This is a genomic window from Deltaproteobacteria bacterium (assembly GCA_016875225.1).
Classification (GTDB): Bacteria; Myxococcota_A; UBA9160; order SZUA-336; family SZUA-336; genus VGRW01.
Genome location: VGRW01000005.1, coordinates 89338 through 98517 on the forward strand (window position 1 = coordinate 89338; position 9180 = coordinate 98517).

At 68.6% G+C, this 9180-nt stretch carries 11 protein-coding genes; all 11 read right to left on the minus strand.

From position 1 onward, the window contains the following. Positions 1-10 precede the first annotated feature (10 nt). The gene (locus tag FJ108_02820) at positions 11-247 is read right to left on the minus strand and encodes a hypothetical protein (protein ID MBM4334830.1); all 237 of its coding nucleotides are present in this window, start codon (positions 245-247) and stop codon (positions 11-13) included. After that, on the minus strand, positions 237-1388 hold the full coding sequence (locus FJ108_02825; GenBank protein ID MBM4334831.1) for an NADH-quinone oxidoreductase subunit D: 1152 nt from the start codon (positions 1386-1388) through the stop codon (positions 237-239). The genes FJ108_02820 and FJ108_02825 overlap by 11 nt, the downstream gene beginning before the upstream one ends. Positions 1389-1469: 81 nt before the next feature. Next, positions 1470-1985: an NADH-quinone oxidoreductase subunit C gene (locus FJ108_02830; GenBank protein ID MBM4334832.1), complete on the minus strand. Its 516-nt coding sequence runs from the start codon at positions 1983-1985 to the stop codon at positions 1470-1472. Next, a complete protein-coding gene (locus FJ108_02835; GenBank protein ID MBM4334833.1) occupies positions 1982-2629 on the minus strand; it encodes an NADH-quinone oxidoreductase subunit I in 648 nt (215 codons plus the stop codon). The genes FJ108_02830 and FJ108_02835 overlap by 4 nt, the downstream gene beginning before the upstream one ends. Further along, positions 2592-3578, minus strand: coding sequence for a lipoyl synthase (lipA, locus tag FJ108_02840; GenBank protein ID MBM4334834.1), 987 nt, complete (start codon positions 3576-3578; stop codon positions 2592-2594). Before lipA ends, FJ108_02835 begins: the two co-directional genes overlap by 38 nt. Further along, positions 3464-4117, minus strand: coding sequence for a lipoyl(octanoyl) transferase LipB (gene lipB / locus FJ108_02845; GenBank protein MBM4334835.1), 654 nt, complete (start codon positions 4115-4117; stop codon positions 3464-3466). Before lipB ends, lipA begins: the two co-directional genes overlap by 115 nt. Then, positions 4095-5540: a 2-oxo acid dehydrogenase subunit E2 gene (locus tag FJ108_02850; protein MBM4334836.1), complete on the minus strand. Its 1446-nt coding sequence runs from the start codon at positions 5538-5540 to the stop codon at positions 4095-4097. Before FJ108_02850 ends, lipB begins: the two co-directional genes overlap by 23 nt. A gap of 22 nt (positions 5541-5562) precedes the next feature. Continuing rightward, positions 5563-6537 (minus strand): alpha-ketoacid dehydrogenase subunit beta, encoded by a 975-nt coding sequence (locus FJ108_02855; protein ID MBM4334837.1) that lies wholly within the window; start codon positions 6535-6537, stop codon positions 5563-5565. Beyond that, positions 6530-7504 carry a pyruvate dehydrogenase (acetyl-transferring) E1 component subunit alpha gene (gene pdhA / locus FJ108_02860; protein ID MBM4334838.1) on the minus strand — a complete coding sequence of 325 codons (975 nt, stop codon included), beginning with the start codon at positions 7502-7504 and terminating at the stop codon, positions 6530-6532. Before pdhA ends, FJ108_02855 begins: the two co-directional genes overlap by 8 nt. A gap of 9 nt (positions 7505-7513) precedes the next feature. Continuing rightward, positions 7514-8731 carry a 2-oxo acid dehydrogenase subunit E2 gene (locus FJ108_02865; GenBank protein MBM4334839.1) on the minus strand — a complete coding sequence of 406 codons (1218 nt, stop codon included), beginning with the start codon at positions 8729-8731 and terminating at the stop codon, positions 7514-7516. Positions 8732-8762: 31 nt separating this feature from the next. Beyond that, positions 8763-9180, minus strand: a 418-nt coding sequence (locus tag FJ108_02870) for a dihydrolipoyl dehydrogenase (protein MBM4334840.1), incomplete at its 5' end; no start/stop codon positions are given.

Below are 9180 nucleotides of genomic sequence, written 5' to 3' on the forward strand. Positions count from 1 at the left end.
GGCCGTCCGCTCAGAGCGACTCCCGTTCCACGCTCCCGTCCGCGGCCGCCGCGAAGACGCCCCGGCAGTCGTAGCGGTGCCAGTACACGAGGCGGCTCGCGCCGTGCTCGAGCAGATAGACCCACTTCTCGTTCCAGCGCACCCCGTTCTCCTCGAACGTGCGAGGCTCGTTCACGCTGCCGACGACCTCGTCCGGCAGGCCGAAGCGATCGCGCGCGTTCGAATGAGTGAGCTCGCTAGCGGTCACACTCCCCCCCGATCATGTTGATCATGTCGAAGGTCGGGACGATGTCCGCGAGCATTCCGCCGACGAGCATGTGCCGCATCGGCGCGACGTTCGCGAAGCTCGGCGGCCGGCATCGCACCTTGTATGGCTTTCCCGTGCCGTCGGAGACGATGTAGAAGCCCAGCTCTCCGTTGGGTGACTCGATGGCCGCATAGGCCTCGCCCGCGGGAACGCGGATGCCCTCGGTCACGCCTTTGAATTGCTGAATCAGCTCCTCCATGCGGCCGAAGACACGCTCCTTCGCCGGCCAGCGGATGCGCGGGTCGGCCACGTTCAGCGGCTCGCCGGCGGTCTTCTCGATCACCGGCACGCATTGGCGGACGATGCGCATGCTCTGGACCAGCTCCTCCTGGCAGACGAGGAAGCGGTCGTAGTTGTCGCCGGTCGAGCCGACCGGGACGTCGAAGTCGATCTCCTCGTAGACCAGATACGGCTCGGCCTTGCGCAGATCCAGCGGAACGCCCGCCGCGCGCAGCAGCGGCCCGGTGACTCCGTAGTCGATCAGCTTCGCAAGCGGGAGCATGCCGGTGTCGCGGAAGCGGTCGACGAAGATGCGATTGGAGGTCACGACCCGGTCGAAATCGCGGAGCAGCTCTTCGATGCGGACGAACGAGCTCGACAGGCGCTCCAGGAACCCCGGGGTGATCTCTCGCTGCACACCGCCGATGCGCACGTAGTTCGAGGTGACTCGCGCTCCGCAGAGCATCTCCTGCAGATCCCAGACCAGCTCGCGCGCTTCGATTCCGTACAGGAACGGAGTCATCGCGCCGAGCTCCAGACATGCGGCTCCGAGCCTGGTCAGGTGATCGCCCATACGCGAGAGCTCACTCGCGAGCGTGCGTACCCACTGCCCGCGGCGCGGGATCTCGCAGCCGAGCAGCTTCTCGACCGACATGCAGAACGCCAGATTCGCGAGAATCGCGGAGTTGTAGTTCAACCGATCGGTGTAGGGAATCGCCTGGTACCAGGTTCCGCTCTCGCACTCCTTCTCGAATCCGCGGTGCAGATAGCCGATCTGCACGTCCATCTCGACGATCTGCTCGCCGTCGATCTCGAGCATGATCTTCACCGTTCCGTGGGTCGCCGGGTGCGACGGCCCCATCGAGATCAGCTGCGTCTCGGTGTGCAGATCGCCTTTCTGGCGTCGGGACGGGATTGCGGCGGGCGCGGCCAACTCGGTCTCCTAGTTCCGGGGTCCGAGCAGCGGCTGGCGCCGCTCCTTCGGGTAGTCCTTGCGCAGCGGATGGCCCTTGAACTCGTCGTAGAGCAGGATCCGACGCAGATCGGGATGGCCGCGAAACTCGATGCCGTACAGGTCGAAGACCTCGCGCTCGAACCAGTTCGCCGCCGACCAGACCTCGCAGACCGAGTCTGCCGCGCAGGGCGACTCCGGCACGGCCGTCTTGACCCGCAGCCGACGGTGGACGGCCGCGGTTCGATCCTCGCGCGGCACCGCGTCGATCGAGGCCAGGTGGTAGACGAGATCGAAGCGCGGCTCTCGACCGAGATGATCGACCGCCGTCAGATCGATCAGCACGTTGAACGCCAGCTCGGCATCGAGCTTCAGCCGCCGCAAACACTCGCGCGCAGCCCCCAACGGCACGATCACCGTGGCGTCGCCACATTGCGAGTGGGAATCCAGCACGTCGCTCCCGAGCAGCCGCTTCACGTGCTCGAGCAGATCGTCCGCCGAGCTCATGACGGCCGTGCGTAGTCGCGGCGGATCAGGTCGAGCCGGCGCTGAACCTGCTCCTCCGTCCGCAACAGGTCCTTCAGATGGAACAGAAGCGGCCCGCGCTCGGTGGCGGCGAGCTCCACGTCGCGACTCATCACGATCGCCTCCTCGGGGCAGGCCTCCTCGCAGAGCCCGCAGAACATGCAGCGCGACATGTCGATGTCGAAGACGCCGGGAATGCGCTCGATGCGTTCCGCCGTCTCGCTGGGCAGGATCGTGATGCAGTCCGTCGGGCAGGCGAACTCGCACAGCCCGCACGCGACACATTTCGGTTTCCCGCTCTCGAGCTGGACGAGCACCGGGTGCCCGCGGAAGGCGTCGGCGTAGTCGAGCCGCTCCTCCGGGTACTGCACCACGAACGTCGTGGGCTTGCCGCTGAGGTAGCCCCACAGGCTGCGGAAGAATACGCGAGCCGTGATGCCGAGCCCGACGAAGATCGTGGGCAGGTAGAGGCGCTCCGCCCAGCCCAGGCGCTCATTGCGCCGCACCTTCACCACCCGTCCCGGCACTTCGACCCCCGCGCCCGAAATCCCCAAGCGCGGCGCGATTATAGAATAGGGAGTCTCGGATTCAACCGAGCGCCGCGGCGGCGAGCTGCTCGGCCCGATAGGAGCTGCGGACCAGCGGCCCCGAGAAGACTTCGGCGAAGCCGAGCCCGCGCGCCTCGCGCGCCCAGGCGTCGAACTCGTCGGGCGTGACCCAGCGCGCGACCGGCAGGTGCTCCGCGCTCGGCGCCAGGTACTGGCCGATCGTGAGCAGCCGGCAGCCCTGCGCGCGGATGTCGACGAGCGCCTGGCGGATCTCGGCCTCGCGCTCGCCGAGCCCGAGCATCAGCCCGGTCTTGGTCGGGATGTCGGTGCGCAGACGAGCGGCGTTCGCGAGCAGCGCGAGCGACCGGTCGTAGCGCCCGGCCTTCCGGACCGAATGCTGCAGGCGTTCGACCGTCTCGAGGTTGTGGTTCAGCACGTCGGGCGAGGCGGCGAGCACCACGCCCAGTGCTTCGATCGACCCCTTCAGGTCGGGAATCAGGACCTCGATCCGGCAGCTCGGCGCCCGCGCGCGGATCGCCTCGATCGTGCGCGCGAAGTGGCTGGCGCCGCCATCGTCGAGATCGTCGCGCGCGACCGAGGTCACCACGGCAAAGCGCAGTCCGAGCCGGGCGACGGCCTTCGCGACCCGATCCGGCTCGTCCGCATCGAGCGCGTCCGGGCGACCGGTCGCGACGTCGCAGAACCCACACGCCCGCGTGCAGCGGTTGCCGCCGATCATGAACGTGGCGGTTCCCCGGGACCAGCACTCCCCGATGTTCGGGCAGGCGGCGGAACGGCAGACGGTGTTCAGCCGCTCGTCGCGCACCAGCGCGAGCAGCCCGTCGAGCTCGGGCGTCTGGCGGTAGCGCGCGCGCAGCCAGGCGGGCCGATCGGCGCGCGGCTCCGGCTGGCTCAATGGAACACCTTGCGCAGGGCGACCTCGACACGGGAAGCCACGGCCGCGAAGTCGACCTCGTGCCCGAGCACGCTCGCCATGCTCACCATCCGCACGTCGCCAAGCCCGCACGGCACGATCACGTCGAACCGGGCCAGATCGCAGTTCACGTTCAGTGCGAAGCCGTGCAGCGTGAGCCAGCGCCGCAAGCCCACGCCGATCGACGCGATCTTGCGGCGCGGATCCAGCCAGACGCCGGCGTAGCCCTCGCGGCGGCACGCGTCGATTCCGAAGTCCGCGAGCACCTCGATCAACGCGCCCTCCAAAGCGCGCAGGTACGCGTGCACGTCGGAGCCGTGGCGCGCGAGATCGAGAAGAGGATAGCCGACCAGCTGCCCGGGGCCGTGCCAGGTCACGTCGCCGCCGCGATTGACCCGGAAGACTTCGTAGCCGAGCCGTCGCAGATCCGCGTCGCTCGCGCGCGTGTTTCCGTCCTTCGCGCCGCGGCCGTAGGTGATCACGTCCGGGTGCTCGAGCAGCAGGATCGTCTCCGCAGCCTCGCCGAGCGCGAGCCGCGCGCGCAGATCCTCCTGCAGCGCCAGCGCGTCCGCGTACGGCACGCGCCCCAGGTGCCGGACGGCGAGCGCGTCAGCTGCCGAAACCGTGTCCATCCTGAACCAGCTCGCGCGGCGTCTCGAGCAATCGCTTGATCTCGGCCAGGAACTGCGCCGCGCGCACGCCGTCGAGGACGCGGTGGTCGACGGACAGGCCGAGAGTCGTGAGGGATCCGATCTCGATCCTCCCGTCGCGGACGATCGGCCGCTCGGCAATCGCGGACACGGCGAGGATCGAGCTCTGTGGCGGGGTGATGATCGCGTAGAAGCGGTCGACGCCGAACATGCCGAGGTTCGAGATCGTGAAGGTTCCGTCCGCGTAATCCGCGGGCTGCAGCTTGCGCATTCGCGCGCGCTGGATCAGCGAGTTCGCCTCCTCGGCGAGCTGCCAGACCGACTTGCCCTGGCAGTCCTTGACCGTCGGCGCGACCAGCTCGTCCTGGACGTCGACGGCCAGGCCGATGTTGATCGCCTCGTAGAGCGCGATGTCGTTCTCCTCGGCGCGGAACGTCGCGTTCACCATCGGGAAGCGCTCCAGCGCGAGCGCGCAGGCCTTGATCATCAGGTGCGTGTAGGTGAGCCGCGCCCGCTTGTCGCCCGCCTCGCGGTTCGCCTGGTCGCGGACCTCGCGCAGCGCATCGGTCGAGACGTCGACCTCGACGTAGAAATGCGGAGCTTCGGCCTTGCTTCGCACCATGTTCCGGATCAGCGCCTTGCGCTTCTGCGAGAGCTGCAGCGCGCCGCGGAACAGCTCCGACTCACGCGCCTTGCCGAGTGACTTCTCCCGCTCCCAGTGCGCGAGCAGATCGGATTTCGTGATCCGTCCCCCGGGCCCGCTTCCCTTCACCGCTTCGAGATCCGTCCCGACGTCGCTCGCCATGCGCAGCGCCAGCGGAGTGGCGCGCGTGCCGTCGGCTTCGGGCTCCTGCGCGACGAGCTCGGCGAGATACGCCTCCAAGTCCGCGACGAGGATCGCGCCGCCCGGTCCCGTTCCTTCGAGCTCCGAGAGGTCGATCGACTTCTCCTCGGCCATGCGCCGCGCTCTCGGGGTGGCGCGGATGCGATCGTCGTCGGCGAGAAGGGTCGGCTGCAATCGCTCTCCCGAAACGGAGGCCGGCGCGGAGACGGCCACGCCCGCAGCCACGGGCTTCGCCGCAGCTCCCTTGGGCGCCGCCACCGGTGCAGCGGGTGCCGCCTGCGGCTGTTCCACCGTCGCGGCCGCGACATCGCCCTCGCTCTCGCCGGGCAGACGCAGCACCGCGATCAGCGTGCCGACCGGAACCGTTGCGCCGGCCTCGACCACGATCTGCGCCACCACGCCCTCGGTGTAGGCCTCGAACTCCATGTCGGCCTTGTCGGTCTCGATTTCGGCGATCACTTCGCCGCGCTTCACCGAGTCGCCGACCCGCTTGCGCCAGGCGATCAGCCGCCCCTCCTCCATCGTGTCGGAAAGCTTGGGCATGCGGATCTGTTTGGGCATCGGAGTTCTCCCGGTCTTTCGGCTAGAGCGTGATCTTCAGCACGGCCTCGACGATTCGCTGCGCGTCCGGAAGCGCGAGCTTCTCGAGATTCGCCGCGTACGGCGTCGGAACATCGGCGGCGGCCACGCGCTGAACCGGCGCCTCGAGCTCGTAGAAGAGCGCCTCGTGGATCTGCGACGCGATCTCGGCGCCGACGCCGACGGTTCGCCAGCCCTCCTCCGCCACCACCGCGCGGCGCGTGCGCAGCACCGAACGCAGAATCGTGTCGCGATCGAGCGGGTCCAGGGTGCGCAGGTCGATCACCTCGGCCTCGATACCCTCGTGTGCGAGCAGCTCCGCCGCGCGAAGCGCCTCGTGCACCATCTTGGACCAGGCGACGATCGTGACGTCGCGACCGGCGCGCTTCACGTCGGCGACGCCGAACGGGAGCAGGACCTCCCCGTCGGGGACCTCCCCCTTGGAGTTGTAGAGCATCTCGTGCTCGATGAAGAGCACCGGGTCTTCGCTGCGAATGGCGGTCTTCAGCAGGCCCTTCAGGTCGTACGGCGTCGAGGGCATGACGACGCGAATGCCGGGCGCGTTCACGAACCACGACTCGATCGAGTGCGAGTGCTGCGCGCCCTTCTGCGTGCCGCCGCCGGCCGCGGCCCGGATCACCAGCGGCAGCTGCGCCTGCCCGCCGAACATGTACCGCGCCTTCGAGACGTGGTTGATGATCTGGTCCATCGCGACGATCCCGAAGTTCAGCGTCATCAGCTCGGCGACCGGACGCAGGCCGGTCATCGCCGCACCCATCGCGACTCCGATGATTCCCGCCTCGGCGATCGGCGTGTCGCGCACGCGTCGCGCGCCGAACTCCGCCATCAGTCCCTCGGTGGCTCGGAACGTGCCGCCGACCAGCCCGACGTCCTCGCCGAGCACGAAGACCCGCGGGTCGCGCGTCATCTCCTCGGCGAGCGCTTGCGAAACGGCTTCGTAGTAGCGGATCTCAGGCACTGGCGTCCTCCGCGTACACATCCTGGTAGAGGGCTTCGGGCGCGGGCCAGGGGCTCGCTTCCGCGAAGCGCATCGCGTCGGTCACGACCTCGTTCGCCTCGGCCTGGACGGCCTCGAGCCGAGCGGCATCGACGATGCCGGCCTCGAGCATCGACTTCGCCAGCCGCGGAATCGGATCCCGCTTCTTCCAGAGCTCCGCCTCGGCGACGCTCCGGTACTTGCCCGCGTCCGTCATGGAGTGGCCCTGGTAGCGGTAGCAGCGCGCTTCGAGCAGGACCGGGCCTCCGCCCTGGCGCGCGAAGCGCACCAGCTCCTCGCACTTCTCCCGCACCGCGAGCACGTCCATTCCGTTCACGACGTGGCCGGGGATGCCGTAGCCCTGCGCCTTCTTGTGGATCTCGTTGAAGGACGACGACGTGCGCACGTCCGTGCCGATCCCGTAGAAGTTGTTCTCGCAGACGAAGATCACCGGCAGGTTCCAGAGCTTCGCCATGTTCAAGGCCTCGTGGAAGACGCCCTGGTTCGAGGCACCGTCGCCGAAGAAGTTCATCACCACCGCGTCGCGGCTCTGCATCTGCATCGAGAGCGCGACGCCGACGCCGATCGGAAGGTTCCCGCCGACGATTCCGTAGCCGCCCAGAAAGTAGTGCTGCGCGTCGAAGAAGTGCATCGACCCGCCCTTGCCCTTGCACACGCCCGTCGCGCGGCCGTAGAGCTCGGCCATCAGCGAGCGAGCCGTGGAGCCGCGCACCAGCGCGTGCGCGTGCACGCGGTAGGTGCCGATCGCGTAGTCGTCGTGATTCAGCGCGGTGATCGCACCGGTCGCGACCGCCTCCTGGCCGATGTACAGATGCGTGAAGCCGCCGATGAAGCCGTCGGCGTAGGCCTCGGCGACGCCCTCCTCGAAGCGGCGGATCAGCACCATGTTCCGGTACATCGTGATCTGGTCGGCGGCGGCGATCGTCATGCTCGACTCCTAGAGCTCGAACTCGGCGGCCTGCAGGTACTTCCCGACGCGGAACAGGAAGCCGTTCCCGGTCGCGCCGTCGATGATTCTGTGGTCGTACGAGAGAGCCATGTACATCATCGGGTGTATGGCGATCGTGTCCTCGCCGCCGGCTTCGACGACGATCGCACGCTTCTTCACCTCGCCCATGCGAAGGATCCCGACCTGCGGTTGGTTGATCACCGCGAATCCGTACAGGTTCCCCTCGCGTCCCGGATTGGTGAGCGTGAACGTGCCGCCCGCGAGCTCGTCCGCGCTGATCTCCCGATCGCGGGCGCGCTTCGCCAGGACGTTGATCGCCTCGGCCAGGCCGATCAGCGAGAGCCGATCGGCGTCCTTGATCACGGGCACGAGCAGGCCGCGCTCGGTCTCGACCGCGATCCCGATGTGGATTCCCGCGCGCTCGACGATCGCGTCTCCGACCACGGCCGAGTTCATGCGCGGGAAGTCGCGAAGCGCGCGGACTGTCGCAGCGACGGCAAACGGTAGATAGGTCAGACCGAAGCCGTGCGCGCGCTCGAACTCCTTCTTGGCCCGCTCGCGGAGCTTCGCGAGCTTGGCGAGATCGACCTCCGCCACCGCGCCGACGTGGGGCGAGACGACTTTGGAGACGACCATGTGCTCCGCGATCCGCCGCCGTATCGCGGTGAACGGGATCACCTTGTCTTCGGGCGCGACGCGGTGCGTGGGGACGCGCAGCTTCGCGAGGAAATCGCCGAGCGTTCCCGCCGCGGATCTCGCGGCCGCTTCGGGCGCTGCCGCGGCGGGAGCGTGTGCGGCCACGTCGGCCTTCGTCACGCGACCGGCGACGCCGCTTCCCGCGATGCTTCCGACGTCGATGCCGCGCTCCTCGGCCATGCGCCTCGCGACCGGCGAGACCCGCGTCGGCTCCGGCGTCGTCTCGACAGCTCTCGGCGCGGCCGCAGCCGGCGGAGCCTCGGTTCGCGTGGCTGCGCCCTGCGCATCGAGCACCACGAGCTCGGTCCCGACCGCGACGGTCGTGCCCTGCGGGACGAGCAGCTTCACGACCACCCCAGACTCGGGCGCGACCACCTCTGCATCGACCTTCTCGGTCGTGATCTCGCAGAGCACCTGGTCCTTGGCGACGCGCTCCCCTTCCGCGACGAGCCAGCGCTCGACGGTTCCCTCCACCACGCTCTCGCCCATCTGCGGCATCGAGACGGTCATGGACATTCGCGCGGGGTCTCCCGATCGCGGCTCAGAAATTGAGCGCGCGATCCTCGGCGGCGAGCGCCGCCTCCATCAACATCTCCGAGAGCGTCGGATGCGCGTGGGAGGTCTCGCCGACCTCGCGCACCGTCGATTCGAGCGTCATCGCGAGCGCCACCTCGTTGATCAGCTCCGTGGCGCCGTGCCCGATGATCTGGCAGCCGAGGATCTCGCCGTACTTCGCGTCCGAGACCAGCTTCACGAAGCCCTCCGTGTGGCCGATGCCCACGGCCTTTCCCGAGGCGGCGAACGGCGCCTTGCCCACTTTCACGTCGTGACCCGCCGCGCGCGCGTCCGCCTCGGAGAGTCCGATGCTCGCGACCTGCGGCTGGCTGTAGATGCAGGCCGGAACCTTGCGCAGATCGATGCCGTGCGTGCGGATTCCGGCGATGATCTCGACCGCGGCG